This window comes from Cohnella hashimotonis, from assembly GCF_030014955.1.
Classification (GTDB): Bacteria; Bacillota; Bacilli; order Paenibacillales; family Paenibacillaceae; genus Cohnella; species Cohnella hashimotonis.
Genome location: NZ_JAGRPV010000001.1, coordinates 4,491,526 through 4,510,034, shown reverse-complemented (window position 1 = coordinate 4,510,034; position 18,509 = coordinate 4,491,526). Strand labels below are relative to the sequence as shown.

The 18,509-nt window shown below is 52.9% G+C and carries 23 protein-coding genes; all 23 read left to right on the top strand.

Translation table 11 applies throughout. The annotated features are described in order from the left end of the window. The 23 genes from KB449_RS18340 to KB449_RS18230 all read left to right on the top strand — a co-directional run bounded on the left by KB449_RS18340 (window position 1) and on the right by KB449_RS18230 (window position 18,487). Entirely contained in the window at window positions 1-1,443 is a 1,443-nt protein-coding gene (locus KB449_RS18340) for a sulfotransferase family protein (RefSeq protein WP_282909751.1), read from the top strand. After that, a complete protein-coding gene (locus tag KB449_RS18335; protein WP_282909750.1) occupies window positions 1,440-3,383 on the top strand; it encodes an asparagine synthase-related protein in 1,944 nt (647 codons plus the stop codon). Before KB449_RS18340 ends, KB449_RS18335 begins: the two co-directional genes overlap by 4 nt. Before the next feature lie 78 nt (window positions 3,384-3,461). Beyond that, window positions 3,462-3,590 (top strand): paeninodin family lasso peptide, encoded by a 129-nt coding sequence (locus KB449_RS18330; protein WP_282909749.1) that lies wholly within the window; start codon window positions 3,462-3,464, stop codon window positions 3,588-3,590. A 287-nt stretch (window positions 3,591-3,877) separates the two neighbouring features. Next, window positions 3,878-4,840, top strand: coding sequence for an aldolase (locus tag KB449_RS18325; protein ID WP_282909748.1), 963 nt, complete (start codon window positions 3,878-3,880; stop codon window positions 4,838-4,840). Next, the gene (locus tag KB449_RS18320) at window positions 4,837-5,142 is read left to right on the top strand and encodes a lasso peptide biosynthesis PqqD family chaperone (RefSeq protein WP_282909747.1); all 306 of its coding nucleotides are present in this window, start codon (window positions 4,837-4,839) and stop codon (window positions 5,140-5,142) included. The genes KB449_RS18325 and KB449_RS18320 overlap by 4 nt, the downstream gene beginning before the upstream one ends. Further along, window positions 5,142-5,630, top strand: coding sequence for a lasso peptide biosynthesis B2 protein (locus KB449_RS18315; protein ID WP_282909746.1), 489 nt, complete (start codon window positions 5,142-5,144; stop codon window positions 5,628-5,630). The genes KB449_RS18320 and KB449_RS18315 overlap by 1 nt, the downstream gene beginning before the upstream one ends. After that, a complete protein-coding gene (locus tag KB449_RS18310) occupies window positions 5,608-6,780 on the top strand; it encodes a nucleotidyltransferase domain-containing protein (RefSeq protein ID WP_282909745.1) in 1,173 nt (390 codons plus the stop codon). Before KB449_RS18315 ends, KB449_RS18310 begins: the two co-directional genes overlap by 23 nt. 15 nt (window positions 6,781-6,795) lie before the next feature. After that, window positions 6,796-8,604: an ABC transporter ATP-binding protein gene (locus KB449_RS18305; protein ID WP_282909744.1), complete on the top strand. Its 1,809-nt coding sequence runs from the start codon at window positions 6,796-6,798 to the stop codon at window positions 8,602-8,604. 43 nt (window positions 8,605-8,647) lie between these two features. Then, on the top strand, window positions 8,648-9,340 hold the full coding sequence (cysC, locus tag KB449_RS18300; protein WP_282909743.1) for an adenylyl-sulfate kinase: 693 nt from the start codon (window positions 8,648-8,650) through the stop codon (window positions 9,338-9,340). Window positions 9,341-9,362: 22 nt separating this feature from the next. Next, on the top strand, window positions 9,363-9,890 hold the full coding sequence (locus tag KB449_RS18295) for a VanZ family protein (RefSeq protein ID WP_282909742.1): 528 nt from the start codon (window positions 9,363-9,365) through the stop codon (window positions 9,888-9,890). Window positions 9,891-10,046: 156 nt separating this feature from the next. Next, window positions 10,047-10,253, top strand: a complete 207-nt coding sequence (locus KB449_RS18290; RefSeq protein ID WP_282909741.1) for a hypothetical protein — start codon at window positions 10,047-10,049, stop codon at window positions 10,251-10,253. Window positions 10,254-10,720: 467 nt separating this feature from the next. Beyond that, window positions 10,721-10,963, top strand: a complete 243-nt coding sequence (locus KB449_RS18285) for a hypothetical protein (RefSeq protein ID WP_282909740.1) — start codon at window positions 10,721-10,723, stop codon at window positions 10,961-10,963. Continuing rightward, a complete protein-coding gene (locus KB449_RS18280) occupies window positions 10,960-11,340 on the top strand; it encodes a retropepsin-like aspartic protease (protein ID WP_282909739.1) in 381 nt (126 codons plus the stop codon). Before KB449_RS18285 ends, KB449_RS18280 begins: the two co-directional genes overlap by 4 nt. 249 nt (window positions 11,341-11,589) lie before the next feature. Next, on the top strand, window positions 11,590-12,162 hold the full coding sequence (locus tag KB449_RS18275) for a hypothetical protein (protein WP_282909738.1): 573 nt from the start codon (window positions 11,590-11,592) through the stop codon (window positions 12,160-12,162). A gap of 191 nt (window positions 12,163-12,353) precedes the next feature. Beyond that, window positions 12,354-12,839 (top strand): GNAT family N-acetyltransferase, encoded by a 486-nt coding sequence (locus KB449_RS18270; RefSeq protein WP_282909737.1) that lies wholly within the window; start codon window positions 12,354-12,356, stop codon window positions 12,837-12,839. 149 nt (window positions 12,840-12,988) lie between these two features. Further along, window positions 12,989-13,522, top strand: coding sequence for a histidine phosphatase family protein (locus KB449_RS18265; RefSeq protein WP_282909736.1), 534 nt, complete (start codon window positions 12,989-12,991; stop codon window positions 13,520-13,522). A gap of 165 nt (window positions 13,523-13,687) precedes the next feature. Continuing rightward, the gene (locus KB449_RS18260; protein ID WP_282909735.1) at window positions 13,688-14,257 is read left to right on the top strand and encodes a hypothetical protein; all 570 of its coding nucleotides are present in this window, start codon (window positions 13,688-13,690) and stop codon (window positions 14,255-14,257) included. Between the two features lie 549 nt (window positions 14,258-14,806). After that, window positions 14,807-15,976, top strand: a complete 1,170-nt coding sequence (yqeK, locus tag KB449_RS18255) for a bis(5'-nucleosyl)-tetraphosphatase (symmetrical) YqeK (protein WP_282909734.1) — start codon at window positions 14,807-14,809, stop codon at window positions 15,974-15,976. 30 nt (window positions 15,977-16,006) lie between these two features. Then, window positions 16,007-16,513 (top strand): DNA topology modulation protein, encoded by a 507-nt coding sequence (locus tag KB449_RS18250; protein WP_282909733.1) that lies wholly within the window; start codon window positions 16,007-16,009, stop codon window positions 16,511-16,513. Between the two features lie 34 nt (window positions 16,514-16,547). Beyond that, entirely contained in the window at window positions 16,548-16,832 is a 285-nt protein-coding gene (locus KB449_RS18245) for a hypothetical protein (protein WP_282909732.1), read from the top strand. A gap of 24 nt (window positions 16,833-16,856) precedes the next feature. Further along, a complete protein-coding gene (locus KB449_RS18240) occupies window positions 16,857-17,183 on the top strand; it encodes a DUF3024 domain-containing protein (RefSeq protein ID WP_282909731.1) in 327 nt (108 codons plus the stop codon). A 135-nt stretch (window positions 17,184-17,318) separates the two neighbouring features. After that, a complete protein-coding gene (locus KB449_RS18235) occupies window positions 17,319-17,906 on the top strand; it encodes a metallophosphoesterase family protein (protein WP_282909730.1) in 588 nt (195 codons plus the stop codon). A gap of 146 nt (window positions 17,907-18,052) precedes the next feature. Beyond that, the gene (locus KB449_RS18230; protein ID WP_282909729.1) at window positions 18,053-18,487 is read left to right on the top strand and encodes a hypothetical protein; all 435 of its coding nucleotides are present in this window, start codon (window positions 18,053-18,055) and stop codon (window positions 18,485-18,487) included. Window positions 18,488-18,509 lie beyond the last annotated feature (22 nt).

Sequence of the window (18,509 nt, the reverse complement as noted above, 5' to 3'; positions counted from 1 at the left end):
ATGGTCGACGCAAGCGGCAACAACCTCGTATTCCTGCTATGCACGCCGAGGAGCGGCAGCTCCCTGGCCACGGTCATGCTGCAAAATCATAGCAGCGTGTACGCGGCGCAGGAGATGTGGTTCCTCATGAGCCTGCTCGACCTGAAGGCGGCGCAGCGGCGTGCGTACGGCGGAGGCGCGATTCTCGAACGGTTTTTCGGCGGCGTGCTGCCCGAGGACGCGTTCGCGGACGCGTGCCGGGCGTTTGCGGTGGAGGCGTACAACGGACTCCTGCGGGGCGGCGAAGGCGCGGACATCGTCGTCGACAAATCGCCGCGGTACTATTACCTGCTGGAATTCCTCGATACGCTGTTCCCCCGGTCCAAGCGAATCTGGCTCTTGCGCAATCCGCTGGACGTGCTCGCTTCGTACAAAAAGCTGGGCGCATCGCGCGGCGGCGCCGTGGACCTCGCAGGACTGCTGGCGGGCTCCGCGTTCGATATCAAGGCCGCGGACCTTACGGTCGGGCTGATGCGTTATATGCGGTACTTCGCGGCGCCCGATCCTTACGCATACCGGCTGCGCTACGAGGAGCTGGTCGCGGATCCCCGCGGACAGCTGGCGGGCGTAAGCGAGTTCTTCGGCATCGCTTACGAGGAAGGCATGGAGCGGTATGGCGAGCGGATGGGGACGGCGAAGTCGGAGCTGTACTTCAGCATGGGCGTCGGCGATCCGAACGTCGCGGACCACGCCGCGCCGCACACGAATGCCGTCGGCTCCTGGAAGGAGACGCTCACGAAGCAGGAGGCGGAGCTGTACGTTCGCCTGCTCGGCGCGCGGACCTTCGAGGCGCTCGGCTACGGCGAGGCGCTGGCTGAGGCGGAGCGGTGGACCGGCGCTCGCTTCGAACGCGAGCCGGACGAGGCGCTGCTGGCGCTGCGGGAGCGGCAGCTGGCCGACGCGACGGGATGCCGCTGGCAGCCGGGGTATGCGATGCGTAGCGGCGCCGCCGGTGAATTCAAGGCGGAAGCCGCCGCCGACGCAGGGATGCGGGCGCTGCATATCGGCGGGATAGCGGAGTCGACGGTGGCAACGAACGGACTGGTAACGAACGGAACGGCAACGAACGGAACGGCAACGTACGGTCTGGTAACGAACGAAACAGCAACGAACGGACCGGCAACGAATGAGGCGGTTTCTGCGATGGGCGTTCCTGCGGCATTGTCGGCGATGGCGGACGAGGCGAAGCATGCGCGTGCGACGGATTCCCGCGTGCATCAGCTCCAGATGACCGTCCGCGCGCTGGAAATGCGGCTCGAAGCCGGCATCCGGGAGCAGCGGCATCTCCGCGCGCAGCTCGGGGCGATGAAGCGGAAGGCGGATTGGCTGAAGTCGGCCATCCCGTTCGGCAGGCGCCTGTCCCGGTTCGCATCGGCCTATATGGCCGGCGGAGGGAAGAAATGAGCGCGCTGGCGGGTATTGTTCGCTTCGACGGCAGGGAAGCGGAGGCAGCGGACGGCGAAGCGATGATGAACGCCATGTCGCGTTATGTCGCGGACGACGTGCGTACCTGGCGCGACGGGCCGGCGTTTCTCGGCTGCCGCATCCGCTGGATTACGCCGGAATCGGCCTTGGAGCGGATGCCGGACGGCGTTGCCGGCGGCGGCGCGGGCGGACGGCTGCGCATTGTCGCGGACGCGATCCTCGACAACCGCAGCGAGCTGTTCGAGCGGCTCGAGGTGCCGATCGTCCGCAGGTCTGCCGTAACGGACAGCGAGCTGATCCTGCTCGCGTATCGCAGATGGGGACGGCTCGCCCCCTCGTACCTGATCGGGGACTTCGCGTTCATGATCTGGGACGAGGAGCGCAGGGAGCTGTTCGGCGCGCGCGATCTGTTCGGCAGCCGCTCGCTCTATTATCACATCGGCGCAGGGCGTCTCGCCTTCGCGACGACGATGGCGCCGCTGCTGGCGCTGCCGGACACCGGCGGCAGGCTGGACGAGACGTGGCTCGCCGAATTCATGGCGATTCCCGAGATGTTCGAGTCCACTGACGCCGGCGCAACGCCGTATACCGGCATTCGTCAGGTGCCGCCGGGGCACGCGGTCGTTTTCGCGGACGGACGGGCCAGCTTCGAGGCCTACGGCTCGATCGAGCCGGCCGAGCCGCTGCTTCTGCGGTCGGACGGCGAGTACGAGGAAGCGATGCGCGACATCTTCGGCCAAGCCGTCCGCGCCAGGCTGCGCACGCATCGAGAAGTCGCGGCGACGCTGAGCGGCGGACTCGACTCCGGCGCGGTCGCAGGCTTCGCGGCGAGGGCGCTGCTGCAGGAGGGCAAGACGCTCCAGGCTTACAGCAGCGTGCCGTCCAGCGGTTTCGCCGATTGGACGCCGGGTCATGCGGCTGCCGACGAGCGTCCACACATCTCGGCCACGGTAAGGCATGTCGGCAATATCGAGTCGTCGTACATGGACTTCGAGGGGATTAGCCCGCTGAGCGAAGTGGACGAATGGATCGATTTGCTAGAATCGCCTTACAAGTTTTTTGAAAACTCGCATTGGCTGAAAGGCATACACGAGCGGGCGGGCAGCCGGGGAGCGGGAATTCTGCTCACGGGCGCGCGAGGCAACTTCACCGTCTCGTGGGGGCCGGCACTCGACTATTATGCGCAGCTTTTAAAACGCATGAAGTGGATGAGGCTGTCCCGCGAGCTGCGCATGTTCGGGGCGAACAAGGGCATCGGCCGGCGGCGTCTGCTGTCGACCTTGGGGAAGATGGCTTTTCCGGCGCTCTCGGGCGGCCGTCGCGGCAACGAGGAGCCGAACCTGCCGGCGATGCTCATCCATCCCGACTTCGCGCAGCGCACGGGCGTATTCGCCAAGCTGCGCGGTGGCGGGAGCGGATCTGCGGCGGCGGATCCCTTCGCCCTACGCAGGGAGAAGCTCGCCAGCCTCTCGGCCGCCAACAAGAACGGCGCGACCGCGACCAAGCTGTCCCTGCGGTACGGCGTCTGGGAGCGAGACCCGACCTGCGACCTGCGGGTCGTGCGATTCTGCCTCTCGGTGCCGGTCGAGCAGTACGTGCGGGACGGCATGGACCGCGCCCTGATCCGCCGCGCGACGAAGTCCGTGCTGCCCGACGAGGTCCGGCTCAATCAGCGGGTGCGTGGCGTCCAGGGCGCGGATTGGATCCACCGGGCTGCGCCCATGTGGCCGCAATTGCAGGACGAGTTGCGGCGGCTCTGCAGCGATTCGGCCGTCGCCGGCTATCTGCACGTCGACCGGATTCGCGCAGCCGCGGCCGGGATCGGGCGGGAGCCCCGTCCCGAACTCGCTTTTCACCCGGAGATGAGGCTGCTCTTGCGCAGCGTGATCTTGTACAGATTCATTAAAAAGCACGCCTGAAAAAAGCACGCCTGACGCTCGGGGCGCAAGCTGCTCCTGCGGGCGCTATCCCCGCCTTTGAAAGGAGGTGAACGCACAATGGCAAAGCAACAATGGCAAACGCCCGAGCTCGAAACGCTGAACGTCAGCGAGACGATGTACGGCAAGGGCATGACGAATATCGACTTCGTCACGGTCGAAGACATGGACATTTACACGCCGAGCTGAATTCGTTTTTCATCCAAAAGTGTCCTTATGCAGTCCTTAACCGGACTGTATAAGGACTTCTTTATCCATTTGTCACGGCTTGATCGCAGTTAGCGTTACGAGTTTGCACGTAGATTTACTGTTTGAGGTCGCATCTGATGTTTGGAAACGGACGCAAGAAATCCTCCGTTTGCGGTTATCCCGTACGCGCTCCAGCGCAGAGGAAACCAGCAAATCTTTACCTTTGGCCATATCCGCGTTAGCGGTCGAAATAGTCATCCCATTTTACAAAAAAAGGAGCGATTACGATGATCGATGCGGCTTTGGCCGAGCGAACGGCGACCGGAATGGTCTACAGGGCCTTCGGTCTTGATATGGCGAGCACGATTCCGCTGCCCGAATTGCCGCCGGCAGGGGCAGGGCGCACCGCAGGAATGCCGGACGTGACAATCGATACGGCCGATCCGGTTCCGCTCCGGGAGGAGCTTGAAGCGAGCGGCAGCAACTTTTCGCTGACGCGCGAAGGCAGCCGCTTTCTCTTCCTGATCCCCGATACGGCCGTCTACTGCATCGACGAAGGCCGCCATATCGCGGTCGCGCCGCTGCCGGGCGCCGATCCGGAGAAGGTGCGCGTATACCTGCTCGGCACCTGCTTCGGCGCGCTGCTCCTGATCCGCGGACTGCTGCCGTTGCATGGCAGCGCGGTCGTCATCGGCGACAGGGCGTACGCCTTTGTCGGCGATTCGGGCGCAGGCAAGTCGACGCTCGCCGCCGCGCTTGTCGGCATGGGACATCGCCTGCTGAGCGACGATGTCGTAGCGGTCGCTGCGGGCGTAGACGGCAGGTCGTATGTAATGCCCGCCTATCCGCAGCAGAAGCTGTGGCGGGAAAGCCTGGACGGGCTCGGGATGCAAGCCGCTCCGTACCGCACCATCTACAGGGAGACCGAAAAGTTCGCCGTACCGCTCGTCGGGGGCTTCGGTTCGGACCCCGTGCCGCTGGCAGGCGTGTTGGAACTGGGACGGTCCGAAGGAACGCAGATCGGCGTCTCCCGAATGCCGGTGCTCGAGCGGCTGCGCGTCATGCTGCAGCATACGTACCGGCAGGCGCTGATTCCCCGGCTCGGTCTCGTGGATTGGCATTTTCGCGCGGCATCGGGCATTGCTTCCGGCATCACCGTAGGCCGGTTGTTCAGACCGTCCGCCGGATTTACGGCGCGGGAGCTCGCAAAGACCATGATTCAATTCGACAAGGGAGGCCTACCGGTATGATCGAAGCAGGCTTGAAGGATACGCACGATACCGAGCAGATCGTTGTGCGGGCAGAGGGCAATATGGCAAGCGACATGAACGGCGAGAAGGTCATGTTCAGCACCCGCACGGGCAAGTACTACAATCTTGGCGCCGTCGGGGGCCGAATCTGGGATCTCATCGCCGAGCCCATCGATATCGGCCGGCTGGTCGATACGCTTGCCTCGGAATACGAGGTCGAACGGGCGATGTGCGAGCGGGAGGCGCTGGCTTTTCTTCGGCAAATGTACCGGGAGTCGCTAATCGAGGTGCGTCCGTCCTGATGCGGGGCTTCGTAAAGTTCATGGCCTGGCCCGCCGCGCGCCGGCGGCTCATGCTGGAGGCGCTCTTGTACTTGGCTTGGGCGCGAATCCTGAAGGCGCTGCCGTTCAACCGGCTCGCGCCGAAGCTCGGCCGGCCGATGACGGAGACGCCGCACGTGCACGATCTCCGCGCCGAGCGCGTGGTTCGCAGCATCTCGGAGGCGGTTCGGGTCATGAGCCGTCATACGTTCTGGGAGAGCCAATGTCTCGTTAAGGCGCTCGCGGCCAAAAAAATGCTTGAACGGCGGAGCATGGACAGCACGCTTTATCTCGGCACGGCCAAGGACAAGCAAGGGAATCTCATCGCGCATGCGTGGCTCCGCAGCGGCCCGGTCTATCTGACGGGCGCCGGAGAGCGGCGATTGTTCACGACGGTGGCTGTATTCGGCACGGACTATTCGACTGAAAAGATAGAAGGTGCGAGGCATGAATCAAACATTCGAGCTTGATACGACCGCATTTCCCCGGGAACTGACCGCGATGCTGGCGGCGATGCGCAGCGATGCCGCGCAGGAGAAAAAGGCGCGGCAGGCGCCGCCGTTGCCGAACATCGATTGGAATCAATTCGTGAAGCTGGTCCGTCATCACCGGGTCTATCCGCAGATCCGAGGAGACCGGGACGGCACCGGCTTGATTCCGTCCGATGTCCTGCAAGCCCTGGGCGGCGATTGCCGGCAAAATACCTGGCGCATGCTCCGGCTGAGCGGCGAGCTGGACCGGCTGTGCAGGTCGCTGGGCGAGCGGGGCGTGAGATCGCTGGCGCTCAAAGGTCCGGCGCTCGCCCGGCAGCTGTACGGAGACATTTCGCTGCGGACGTCCAAGGACCTGGATATTCTGATCCCTGTCGGCGATCTGGAGCAGGCGGAGCGTCTGCTGCTGGAGCTCGGCTATCGGGCGGACGAGCCGATCCCGCGCGGACTCGGCGACTGGAAGTGGAAAATCCACCACGTATCCTTCACCAACCCTCAATCGGGGATCCAGGTCGAGGTGCATTGGCGCCTCAACGGCGAAAACGGAAAGGAGCCGTCGTTCGAAGCGCTCTGGCGGGATCGGCAGGCGTGCGCGCTGTCCGACGCGGTCTATATGCCGGGCGACGCGCATCTGTTCATGTATCTCGTCACGCACGGCGCGCGCCACGGCTGGTTCCGGCTGCGATGGCTCGCGGATATCGACCGCATGGTCGGGCGCGAGCTGGACTGGAGCGCGATTATCCCGCTGCTGCGGCGCTACAACGCGCTCGATCAGGCGGGGCAGGCGCTCGTGCTGGCTTCGGGACTTTTGCATACGCCGGTTCCCCGCGAGATGAGCCGCGTGCTCGCCGGCGGTCGAGGTCCAGCGCTGGCCGATCGCGCGCTCGGTTTTATCCGCGATACGGTCGTACTGACGACAGATCCGAGCGCAGGCGAAGTATCGCGGGTTTACAAGCGCTATTTATTCGAGCTAAAGACGACGCGGCAAAAATGGGGCTATGCGATCAGCCGGCTCTATCCCAGCTTCCGGGATACCAAAGCGCTGCCGCTGCCGCGCTCTTTGTATTTTCTTTATTTTCCGCTGCGGCCGTTCGTCTGGCTGTGGAGGCAGGTTCGTCAGGAGACTTGAGGACGGAGTGAGGCGATGAACGAACTGCGGTTTTACTTGAACCGGCTGCGCAGCTACGCGGGAATGCGCCTGTACGGCCAGCTTCTCGCGATGGTCGCGCTCGGCTTGTTCGACGGCATCGGCATCTACATGCTTGCGCCGATGCTTGGGCTGCTCGGCCTGCTCGGCGATGGCGCCGGCGGCACCGGAAGCCTCCCGTTTACCGGCGAGGCGCTCTCCGCGCTTCGCGAGCTGCCTGCGCACCTTGCCCTGCCGGTCCTGCTGGCCGTCTACGTGCTTATCGTGACGCTGCAGTCGCTGCTGCAGCGGGCGCAGAGCATTCGCGGCACCCGGCTGCAGCAGGGCTTTATCCGGCATCTGCGACTGACGCTGTATGCGTCGCTCATGCGTTCCGATTGGATCTTTTTCCTGCGTCGCCGGCGATCCGACTTCCATCACCTGCTCACCTCCGAGCTGGCGCGGGTCAGCCAGGCGACTTATCTGTTTTTGCAGCTCGCTTCCTCGGCGGCGTTTACGGTCATCCAGATCGGGATCGCCTTCTGGCTGTCGGCCAAGCTGACGGCGGTCGTGCTTGCGAGCGGCGCCGCGATCGCGATCGTCATGCGCCGCAAGATTCGGCGGGCCAAGGAAGTCGGCAACCGGACGAGCGAGCTCTCGCAGCAATATTACGCGGGACTGACCGACCATTTCAACGGGATCAAGGACATTAAGAGCAACCGTCTGGAAGACTCTTATCTCGGATGGTTCCGCGGACTGACCGGGCGGATGGAGGCTAACTTCATCGCCTTCGCGCGGCTGCAGGCGACGACGTCGAGCTTGTACAAGATATCTTCGGCAGCGCTGATCGCCTTGTTCGTGTACCTGGCCGTCGAGGCGCTGCACGTCGGCGCGGGCGAGCTCCTGCTCATCGTCGTGTTGTTCGCGCGGCTTTGGCCCCGCTTTGCCCAGATTCAATCGAATGCGGAGCAGATCGGCTCAGCGATTCCGGCGTTCCGCAGTCTGAGCGAGCTCGAGCGCGAATGCGCCGAAGCCCGCGAGACGGGCAGCGACGGAACCGTCGAACGCACGGAAGGGCTGCAGGTCAAGACAGGGATCGAATGCCGCCACGTCTACTTCAAGTACGGCGGAGACCCGACCGCCGAATATGCGCTGCGTGACGTGTGCCTCCACATACCGGCGGGCAAGATGACGGCAATCGTCGGCAAGTCTGGCGCAGGCAAGAGTACGCTCGTCGACCTGCTGATGGGGCTGCTCGAGCCCGAGCGCGGATCGGTGCTGATCGACGGCCTGCCGGTGACGGGCGGACGGCGGCTCGACTTGCGGCATGCGGTGAGCTATGTTGCGCAGGAGCCGTTTTTGTTCCATGAGAGCATTCGAGACAATTTGCTGGCCGTGCGGCCCGAAGCAAGCGAGCGGGAGCTGTGGGAAGCGCTAAGCTTCTCGGCTTCGGAAGATTTCGTCAGGCGCTTGCCCGAAGGGCTGGACACGGTAGTAGGCGACCGCGGCGTTCGGCTATCGGGCGGCGAGCGTCAGCGTCTCGTGCTGGCGCGCGCGATCCTCAGGAAGCCGTCGATTCTCGTGCTTGACGAGGCGACGAGCGCGCTCGACACCGACAACGAGGCGCGCATTCAGGAGGCCATCGATCGACTCAAGGGGAAAATGACGATCATCGTCATCGCGCACCGGCTGTCGACGATCCGGGGAGCGGATCAAGTCGTCGTCATGGAGCAAGGAGAGGCGATCGTGCGGGAAGACGGCCGCGTAGGCATGCAGGATGGCCATCCGGTCGACGGCGTCGTCGAATGGCCGGCAGGCGTTAGATAAGCGCTCGCGAGAAGGCTGGCGGGCGACTCCGGGAGGAATTCGAATGAAAATTAACGAGACGACCACAGGAGAAGCTGGCGTGTCCGGCATAGCGGCAGGACACGGAGATAAGCCTGTCGGCCAAGTAACCTGGCAGCGCCCAGGCGTCACGCGTGAGGATCGGGAGCGCAAAAACGGGCATTCCGGCCGCGTGCTCTGGTTCACGGGACTGCCGGGATCCGGCAAGTCTACGCTCGCCTTTTCGTTGGAGCGGGAGCTGCATGCCCGCGGCATCGCCTGCTATGTGTTGGACGGCGACAACGTCCGCCATGGACTGTGCCGCGATCTTGGGTTCTCTGAAGCCGACCGGCGGGAGAACCTGCGCAGAGTGGGCGAGGTGTCGAAGCTGTTCGTCGATGCGGGAATCGTCGTGCTTGCGGCGCTTGTCTCTCCGAACGCCGAGGACCGGCAGATGGTCAGAAATTTGTTCGAGGAGGGCGATTTTGCGGAAGTCTACGTTCGCTGTTCGCTTGAAGAGTGCGAGCGCAGGGACCCCAAAGGGCTCTACAAAAAAGCGCGAAGCGGCCTGATTCCGAGCTTTACGGGCATCGGCGCGCCGTATGATGTCCCCGAGCGGCCGGAGCTGACGATCGATACGCAGACGGAATCGGCGAATGAATCGGTCGCCGCCTTAATTGAATATCTGGAAGCGCGCGGCGATCTGCTCGGCAGGCTGGCCGAAGCGGGGCAGGTCTAGCGGCAGGAAGGAGAATGGCACCATGACTCACAAACTCAGTTGGAGGCGTCTTGTTGCGCTTGTCCTCTTGTGCTGCGTCGTCGCTGTCATATTCAAGCTATCTTCGCAGCCTTACAGCAAGCAGACGATTCAGCCGCTTCTATTTCGAACGTTATCCTTTGAAAAGGCAGAGCGGTTGCTGCCGCCGGGCTTGGACATCCATTACGACGGCAAGGAATATCGCCGGGACGTAAATCCGTACGGCATGATCGAATTCGCGTTTCGAAAGGGCGCGCATTTGTTTGTCTATGGCGTGCTCGCGGCTGTAACCGCGCTGGCGCTGCGCTTGTTCCGATTGCGCCCGTCTGCCGCGGCGGCGCTGTCGATGGCGGTCGTCGGGCTCGTCGCGATTCTCGACGAGTGGAACCAACGCTATTCCTCGGCCCGTACGCCGACTTATCAAGACGTGCTCGTCGATCTCACTGGCGGCGCGATCAGTCTTGCCGTATGCTTCGGCGCAGCCGCGCTCTACCGGCAATGGCGACGCAGCCGTACGGCAGGAAGGCGGTAAGACACGTCATTTTGCTTGCATATTGAGCGATCCGCGAAGTGCGGGTCGCTCTTTTTGCGTTTGGCGACGATACACTCAAAACATTGATTTTGTTACCTGAATTACCAAATGTGATATAACGGAGGTAATCTTAGCTAAAGGAAAAGGAGGCCATTGATGAAGCGTTACATCTCCATTTTACTGCTTATAAGCTTGGCTGCAGTCGGACTCTTCTCTTTTCCAACTGATAGAGCGTTCGCCTGCAGCTGCGCCGATAAGAATACGCAGGAGAGACTGGACGACGCCGCAGCCGTGTTCGTCGGCAAAGTGATCCATAAGGGCTTACCGAGCATATTGCTTTCAGGTGCAACAATATGCCTTTGACGTTCAACGTGCCTGGAAAGGCGTCTCGACTAAACGAATCACGATTCAAGCGCTTGGCGGAGGGGCGGATTCCTGCGGAATCTCGTTCAGCAAAAACCAATCGCACTTAGTCGGTTGCAAATCTGTCGGAAGCATGATGAATTCATCGAAATACTGAAAGCAGGAGGAATGAGTTGAATAGAATAATTAGTTATGGGACAACTCAACGCATTCAAAGATCAAAACAAAATCCATTATTTCTAATGACTGTGTATTCACGCTTCGAGGCTATCAGACCCGTCCGCCAGATGGAATTCGGGAAAGTGGAATTAGGTGACATACCTGCGAGGTTGAGTCCTGTCGGACCCGATCACTTCTTGAACTTAGCCTCTCGGCGTCGTGAATACGGGAACGTTAGGTGAGATTCTATCTAAGATTTTAGAAACAATAAATGTTAAAATAGAAGAAAACGTTTGGAGGTATCCAACGTGAAGTGGAACGAAGTTCAAAGTATTTATCCGGACCAATTTGTTAAATTTGAAATTTTGCATTCATATGAGCAAGACAATAATGAGATTATCGACGAAATTGCTTTAATCGGACCTGTCAAAGATGATGATGCGACAAAGGAATTATTGAATAGTAAGAACAGGACTCTCGTTTATCATACTTCGAAAGATCAAATTATAGTTAAGATCCGCAAGAACATTGGATTGAGGAAATATCTATGAAGATTGAGTTGAGAGATGGCCTCCTTTTTACAGAATTAAAAATCACATTTAATGGACGAAGTAAGACCGTTAAGAATATTGTAATTGATACAGGTGCAAGCCATACGCTGATTTCCCAAGATGAAGTCGATGACCTTGGAATACGAGTAACAAAAGATGATCATTTTGTTGCAAGCTACGGGATCGGCGGAGAAGAGCACGCTTTTATTAAAACCATTCAATCAATTGAGATTGGAGATTACAGTTTAACGAATGTTGAATTGGATTTTACTTCATTTAAATATCACAATATTAATGGGCTATTAGGTTTAGATATTTTAATGACTGGGAAATTTAATATAGATTTATACAACCTTGAACTACTACGTCTGCAATAACGATTGCAGATTTTTTTGTGGGCAAAATCGAAGAAGAGATAGAATTTTACCTAGCAAAGCATTCACGCTTTGGTGCCAGCGGCTCCTCGGTCCGCAAGATGGAATTCGGGAAGCAGGTTCAGGCGGACACACCTTCTAGGTTAAGTCTTGACGGCCCCGGCAGCTTTGCTGCCTTGAGCCTCACGGCGTCGTGAATACAGTAACGTTATGACAAGTTGGCGAATGACTATACAAAGTTGGTGTACTAGAATGCTTGATAAAATCGCAGCTCACAGATACTTATATCAATTTCTCAAAGACAAAGTTACTTTGTTTGAGATTGAACAATGGTTTTACACCCACCAAGAGCTTGAAGATATCTTTGGGGAGCATGAATACTATCAATTTATCGCTCGAGACTATAAAAACAAATACGCCTACGAGGATACCAAAGAACAGATCAAACATCTTTTAGAAAACATCGGATTCTATGAACAAGAAAGAATTGAAACAAGCTTAAACGAATTAATTGTAAATTCTAAAGAGTACTTAGGAATTTTAGACACTATATATGATGATGATGATTACTGTGATGGATACTTTTTTTTAAGATATATAGCTTTTGCGTATGTTACTACATCAGATGAATATAGAGAGGCCATAAATCAAGATCCTATTGAAATGCAAAAATATAGAGAGAAAATTAACCAAGAAGCAAAGCGGGTTTTAAGATTTTTAGAAAATAAATTGCTAATTATAGTAAACGAACATGAATACATAGATCTTAGGGAAGAGAAAGATCGAATTGAAATGCATAGCATCAATAAAATGATGAATGAATAGTTGAACGTGTATTAGGAATTCGCCGACTTCTCATAACAATGTATGTACGCTTCGGAGCCAAAGGCTCCACGGTCCGCCAGATGGAATTCGATGAAACGGAATTGGGCGGACACACCTGCGAGATTCACTGCACAGGCCCTAGCCGAACCTGCAGCCCTTAAAACCCTCACGTCGTGATACGGAAATATTAGATGAAACAGCCGATATCTTGTATGGAAAGCAGGTGTATTGAAATGACAGTATGCAGATTAATCCGGGAAGGCGAATTAAAAGATCTTTTATTACTTTATAAGTTTTTACAATCAGCAGATCCTGTGCTGGAAATAGACCAGAGCCTGTACGATCATTGGCAAAATATTTTAGAAGATCAGAGTATGAAAATCATTGTAGTAAAGCATGACGGGAAACTTGTGGCATCATGTGTCCTAGTTATAATTAAGAATTTGACTAGAAGTGCAAGACCGTACGCTTTGATTGAAAATGTTATTACGCATATAGATTATAGAAGAATGGGATTTGGGTTTACGGTATTAGAAAAAGCTAAAGAAATGGCAAAAGAAATGAATTGCTATAAAGTAATGCTTTTAACTGGTTCTCATAGGAAAGAAGTACATAGATTTTATGAAAATGCTGGATTCATTAAAGGCAAAAAGACTGGATTTATAATTAATATGTAGAGCTAAATGGAAGAATAATCGAACACACTTGCCAGGCTAAGTCCGGTCGGCTCCGTTCACTTCGTGACCTTAAGCCTCTCGCGCCGTGAATCCGGAAACGTTATCGGCAATTCCTCGAAAACATATAAAACAACGAAAGAAGGGTTCAATTGACCATATTTTTTCTTATCCGTCATGGGGAGCCCCAGTGGGATATTAATGAGAAGTACAAGTTAAAAGGGCATGGAAGAGATCTTGTTCCACTGACTCCAAATGGTATTCAGCAAGTTTATGAAGCCTCTAAAGATGACCGATTAAAAAAGGCACAAATCATTTTATCCTCACCCTATACCCGGGCACTTCAAACAGCAGCCATTCTTTCTAAACAATTGAATATAGAAGTGCAAGTTGAATTTGATTTGAGGGAATGGCAACCTGATTTGTCATTTCAATTTGACACGCTAGAACAGTTAAAAGAACTTGGAGATGACTTCGATAAACATAAAGGAATATACCCTGAAGGAGAAACCCGATTATGGGAATCAAGTTTAATGATGAAGACAAGGATAGAAAGTGTTATGAATAGATACTTAAATTTCGAATATGTCATCATTGCAGGTCACGGAATGATTTTTAGAACACAATATCAGATAGATGAAATTCCACATGCTTACATAATCGAACTAAAGAAAAAGAAACTATGAGGTTTGTTCCAGAAGTGAGGATTATCGAAAGCGAGGCTGCCCGACCGGTTCATTTGGTTTTCCTGAATCTGTTATTTATGATATAACGGAGGTAACATCACAACTCGGCGGCTGGGTACGAACGTATCGGATGCTCGGGCGTGCTGCCGCGAATGGAGGTTTATGATGCGCCGTTTCGTTACCGTTTTCATGCTGGCGATTTTCGTTTTTGCAGGACTCGTTTCGTTTCCGCCATCCAGAGCCTTCGCATGCAGCTGCGTAGATTCCAGCATTCCGCAAAAGCTGCAAGACGCTTCTGCCGTTTTTGTGGGCAAAGTGGCTCATAAAGGGTTCTCGAGCTTTTTTACCGCCAGGGAAACGAGGCAATACTCCTTTAAAGTCGAGCGGGCGTGGAAAGGCGTAGCGACTAAAAGAGTCACGATTCAGAGTATTGACGGAGACGCTTCGTCATGCGGTACCGGCTTCAAAAGAAATCATACTTATCTTGTATTCGCCTATCAGGATGAGCACAAGCAGCTGCGGACCAGTCTTTGCAGTGGCAATATCCCGCTAATCAAGGCGGACGATGCAATCGCGCAGCTTGGCAAAGCGGAAATCGAGGGCGCCTCTCTGGCTGACGGCAACGGCGAGGGAGATCCGTCTTTGAATCTCTTCTTATATATATCGGCCATCGTGCTCGTGACCGCAGCGGGGATCTACGTTTGGAAAATATATAAGCGCAAACGGATGCGGTAATCTGTACCGACGGGGAGCAAAACTTAATGATCAAGCACGAGAAGGCTTATGGACAAGTTTAATGATAAAGTGACGAGCTGTTTGACTGCATCGTTTTTTTGTTCATTGGTTATCGCTATTTTTGTATTTTTTTCTATAGAGTTCAAGGCTTCAAATCTAGGGATCTATTTGATGACGACTTTAGGAATAACAGGAGTAATGTGGATCTACAATATTTTGATTTTACTGCCCTTATCTTATCTTAAAGAATTTCTGCTTAGGAAGATAAATATAAAAGGAAACGTTCTATACTCGTCTATTTTGTTGGGAGGACTTAGTTTTTTAGCGGGAATATTTATTGTTTGTCTTTTGTCCTATGATTTTAAATGGATGTTTCTATTCTTAGTTATTCCCGGGACATTAAGTGGATTAATTTATCCAAGCATCGAGAGATGGGGATAATCAATAACTTAGTTACATTTAAAGTGCTGATATAGAGGACTGGATCATTGGGCATCAGTCATAGGACCTTGCTGCCTTTTTTTGAAGCTAACGGTAGAGGTGAAAATAATGAATCTAGCGCTTAAAGCCTATGAAATCTCGTTGTCCGGGGACTTGATGAGGGACATTGAAGCATTTTTTAAGCTGCATAACGATGGCGAGACCCTTCAACATACATTAAAGGTCGCGGCGGAAGCTCGAAAGGTGGCAGGACTTTATGATGTCGATCCTGCGAAGGCTGAGCAAGCAGGTTTATTGCATGATATAAGCAATGTAATCCCGGTAAGCAGCATGCTAGAGACTGCGAAGCAGCTTTCAATCGACATTTTAGAGGAAGAGCTGAAGTACGAGCGGATTTTGCATCAGAAACTTTCGCGAGCCATGGCAGAAGCCATTTTCAATATTACGGATAAAGATATTTTGTCAGCAATCGAATGTCACACGACGCTAAAACCCGATGCCGCATTGTTGGACAAGGTGTTATTTATTTCGGACAAAATTTCATGGGAGCTGCCAGGTGACCATGCGTACTTGTTAGAAATTAGAGAGCAGGTTTATAATCGACATCTCGATAAGGGCGTGCTTATATATCTGGATTCTATTTGGGAACAAAGATCAAAATTGAAGCTAGTACACTCATGGCTAGTCCAGGCAAGAGAACAGCTTATAACAGTGCAGCAGACAATAAAATTCATAGACGAAGAGCTTCAACAAACGTTGAAGGATTACGCTCCTTGGTTTGATCTAAATTCTGATGTACTTCGTTATACGCCTCGAACAGGTTGGAGCTTGGAGCAAATTTTAGAGCATGTTACATTAACAAGTCACTTTCTGTTAATCTTGATTCGAAAAGGAAAGAGTAAGGCTAAGGAGCTTGCATTAAAAGCAAACTTGGACCAAGCGCTTTTAAATTATCATTATAATCTAGGGGAACTCGACGAAATTGCGAAGCACAAATCCTTTGAATGGATACGACCGGAGCATATGGAGCCGCGAGGCGAGAAAACGATAGCAGAAATTAAAGACCTCCTGGAAGCGCAAATAAATGAGTGCAGAGCAATTCTCAAAGAAATACTTGGTGGCGAAGGTGTTTTGTATAAGACTACGATGACAGTCAATAATCTTGGGAAAATCGATGTTTATCAATACATTTATTTTCTATGCCAGCATGCCAAACGTCATCTCGTCCAAATGCAAGGCGTAAAGGAAGAGTTCGATAGGCTCAACGGCGCTAAGTAGCCTCCGTCAATTTTCAAACAGGAGAAACTTATGGAAAGAATATTAATTATCGGGTCCGCCGGTTCGGGGAAGTCTACCCTTTCTCAACGACTCGGTGAACAATTAAATTTGCCCATCATTCATCTGGACCGGCATTACTGGAAGCCTAACTGGATTCCAACTCCGAATGAGGAATGGGATCAATTCGTCATAAAGGCGGCCGACCAAGAGCAGTGGATTATGGACGGCAATTATTCGAGAACTTTGAATTTGAGGTTGAAACGCGCCGATACGGTTATTTTTTTAGATATGCCTACATGGTTGTGTGTATATCGAATTATCAAACGAAGAATTAAATTTCACGGAAAAACGAGACCCGATCTCAATGAAGGATGCCCCGAAAAGCTTGATTGGGTGTTCTTTAAGTGGGTTTGGAATTATAAGCAACGAAGCAGGACAAGTGTACTGGACCAAATCATGCATTTTAAAGATAATAAGAGAATCATTATTGTAAAGTCGCGGCAAGAAGCGAAGGGGATCATGAAGCAATTCATGTAGCAGCTGAGTAAAAATGAGGGTGGGGAGGCGGAGGATGTACGTTCAAAGAGTCCTTGAAAGCAGAGATCTGGATACGATTTGCACGTTTCCTCAATCAGAAGAGGAATTATTTTATGTAAGTCCCAGATTTGTTTTCCCGCTGACGCCAGAGCAAATATTGAGTTTAGTAGAGGATAGATTTGAGCCGACCGTTATTATCGACGACGCTACGCAAGAAGTGGTGGCATACGCTAATGTTTATAAGGGCGAAGAGGATATGAAATTGAATAGCATCGGAGCAAATAAATTTATTACAATACATATGACATATCCATGCTAGCATTTGAGAATAAGGAGCACGCACATGTTGGATTCATTTACTAAAAAACGGATCGAAAAAATACTTATCAATTATAAGGATAAGAAGATTCCTCATCACTTGAAGCATGAAATTCAAATTAAACATAAGTTCAGAGGCAATACGGTTACCTTATCGCAAGAGAAACCTTCTTATATGCCGGGCGAACGTGTAGAATTTCCGATTGCGCAATTCAGATTTGAGGATAGCCATTGGAAAGTTTACTGGCAGGACAGCAGAAACAAATGGCATTTTATCGATGACATTGAACCTGATACGAACTTTGAAACGCAACTAAAAGCGGTGGATGAGAACGGGATATTTTGGATTTAATGAATCCTACAGCCCAACCCTTTTGTATTGAATTTACGGATGAAAAAAATATTTGAAGTTATAATGCCACTACCAATATTTAGGTGTAGTGGTATATTTATTTTATGCGCGATAAAAACTTCTGGAGGAGGATTAATGAAAATATTAGTTGTCTCCGACGAAGAATCGAAATATTTATGGGATTATTTCGATGCGACAAAATTTAAAGATATTGAATTAGTTATTTCTTGCGGCGATTTGAAGGCGGAATATTTATCGTTCCTGGTGAGTGTGATCCATGCTCCTTTATTTTACGTTCATGGCAATCATGATTCTGATTATAAAGTGAATCCTCCTGAGGGCTGTCAGTGCATTGAGGATAAGATTGTTACTTACAAAGGCTTGCGATTCCTTGGACTCGGAGGAAGTCATAAATACAGTGCTGGCGACCATCAATATTCCGAAAGGCAAATGAAGTGGAGACTCTCCAAATTAAAACCCCGTCTGTGGCTTCATAAAGGCATCGATATTTTGATTACGCACGCTCCGGTGTACAAGCTTGGAGATGGGGAGGACTTATGCCACAAAGGCTTTGTCTGTTTTAGAGATTTTATGGATGCGTATCGTCCCAAGCTGCTATTGCATGGACACCAGCACTTAAACTACGGGAGAAATGAAAGGATCCATCACTATAATCGTACAAAGATCATTAATGCATTTGGATATTCCATAATGGAGATTTAGGCATTTCGCGTAGAAACCAAGGAGTGGAGTACGATCATGTCCGAATATGAATGGGATAATCAGATCGAATATCGCTTAAGAAGATGATACGAAGCGTCCGCCATCTTGGAAAGGTCATATGCTTTGAACCCCATTGGATTGCCAACATGGCTAACTATCGATTTGAAGGGCTGGAACAATCGAACGTGATTCCATTAGGGATATTGCAAAAGCTATTTGAAAAAGACTGTGAGCAAGATGGCAAGGACGGGAATATCGGAATTCGTGTTCCGGCATTATTAAGTCAACTGGGATTAAAAAACATTGAATGCAGAGTGAGCGACAAAGTGAATTTCTTGGCCCCGACGGTCGATCAGGCTATAAATGAAGAACTTTTCAACGCTTTAAGAGCTGAAGGAATTGGACATTCGCCGGGAGATAGGGAGAAAACATTAGACCAGCTCACGCAACGCGGTTTAATGGCTGACGAAGCTAAGATCCAATATGAAGCTGAGCTGCTGCTTTCAAAAGCGTTTAGCATAAGCTCGTGGCTAACCTATTCACCAAATATGAAAATTTCATTTGGTACTGTCGTTAAGTAATTTGCGAGGTCGCCATGCGAAC

Bases quoted from the DNA above. Each gene is read 5' to 3' on its own strand.
- KB449_RS18340 (WP_282909751.1), top strand. From the start codon at position 1: ATGGTCGACGCAAGCGGCAACAACCTCGTATTCCTGCTATGCACGCCG.
- KB449_RS18335 (WP_282909750.1), top strand. From the start codon at position 1,440: ATGAGCGCGCTGGCGGGTATTGTTCGCTTCGACGGCAGGGAAGCGGAG.
- KB449_RS18330 (WP_282909749.1), top strand. From the start codon at position 3,462: ATGGCAAAGCAACAATGGCAAACGCCCGAGCTCGAAACGCTGAACGTC.
- KB449_RS18325 (WP_282909748.1), top strand. From the start codon at position 3,878: ATGATCGATGCGGCTTTGGCCGAGCGAACGGCGACCGGAATGGTCTAC.
- KB449_RS18320 (WP_282909747.1), top strand. From the start codon at position 4,837: ATGATCGAAGCAGGCTTGAAGGATACGCACGATACCGAGCAGATCGTT.
- KB449_RS18315 (WP_282909746.1), top strand. From the start codon at position 5,142: ATGCGGGGCTTCGTAAAGTTCATGGCCTGGCCCGCCGCGCGCCGGCGG.
- KB449_RS18310 (WP_282909745.1), top strand. From the start codon at position 5,608: ATGAATCAAACATTCGAGCTTGATACGACCGCATTTCCCCGGGAACTG.
- KB449_RS18305 (WP_282909744.1), top strand. From the start codon at position 6,796: ATGAACGAACTGCGGTTTTACTTGAACCGGCTGCGCAGCTACGCGGGA.
- cysC (WP_282909743.1), top strand. From the start codon at position 8,648: ATGAAAATTAACGAGACGACCACAGGAGAAGCTGGCGTGTCCGGCATA.
- KB449_RS18295 (WP_282909742.1), top strand. From the start codon at position 9,363: ATGACTCACAAACTCAGTTGGAGGCGTCTTGTTGCGCTTGTCCTCTTG.
- KB449_RS18290 (WP_282909741.1), top strand. From the start codon at position 10,047: ATGAAGCGTTACATCTCCATTTTACTGCTTATAAGCTTGGCTGCAGTC.
- KB449_RS18280 (WP_282909739.1), top strand. From the start codon at position 10,960: ATGAAGATTGAGTTGAGAGATGGCCTCCTTTTTACAGAATTAAAAATC.
- KB449_RS18275 (WP_282909738.1), top strand. From the start codon at position 11,590: ATGCTTGATAAAATCGCAGCTCACAGATACTTATATCAATTTCTCAAA.
- KB449_RS18270 (WP_282909737.1), top strand. From the start codon at position 12,354: ATGAAACAGCCGATATCTTGTATGGAAAGCAGGTGTATTGAAATGACA.
- KB449_RS18260 (WP_282909735.1), top strand. From the start codon at position 13,688: ATGCGCCGTTTCGTTACCGTTTTCATGCTGGCGATTTTCGTTTTTGCA.
- yqeK (WP_282909734.1), top strand. From the start codon at position 14,807: ATGAATCTAGCGCTTAAAGCCTATGAAATCTCGTTGTCCGGGGACTTG.
- KB449_RS18250 (WP_282909733.1), top strand. From the start codon at position 16,007: ATGGAAAGAATATTAATTATCGGGTCCGCCGGTTCGGGGAAGTCTACC.
- KB449_RS18245 (WP_282909732.1), top strand. From the start codon at position 16,548: ATGTACGTTCAAAGAGTCCTTGAAAGCAGAGATCTGGATACGATTTGC.
- KB449_RS18240 (WP_282909731.1), top strand. From the start codon at position 16,857: ATGTTGGATTCATTTACTAAAAAACGGATCGAAAAAATACTTATCAAT.
- KB449_RS18235 (WP_282909730.1), top strand. From the start codon at position 17,319: ATGAAAATATTAGTTGTCTCCGACGAAGAATCGAAATATTTATGGGAT.
- KB449_RS18230 (WP_282909729.1), top strand. From the start codon at position 18,053: ATGGCTAACTATCGATTTGAAGGGCTGGAACAATCGAACGTGATTCCA.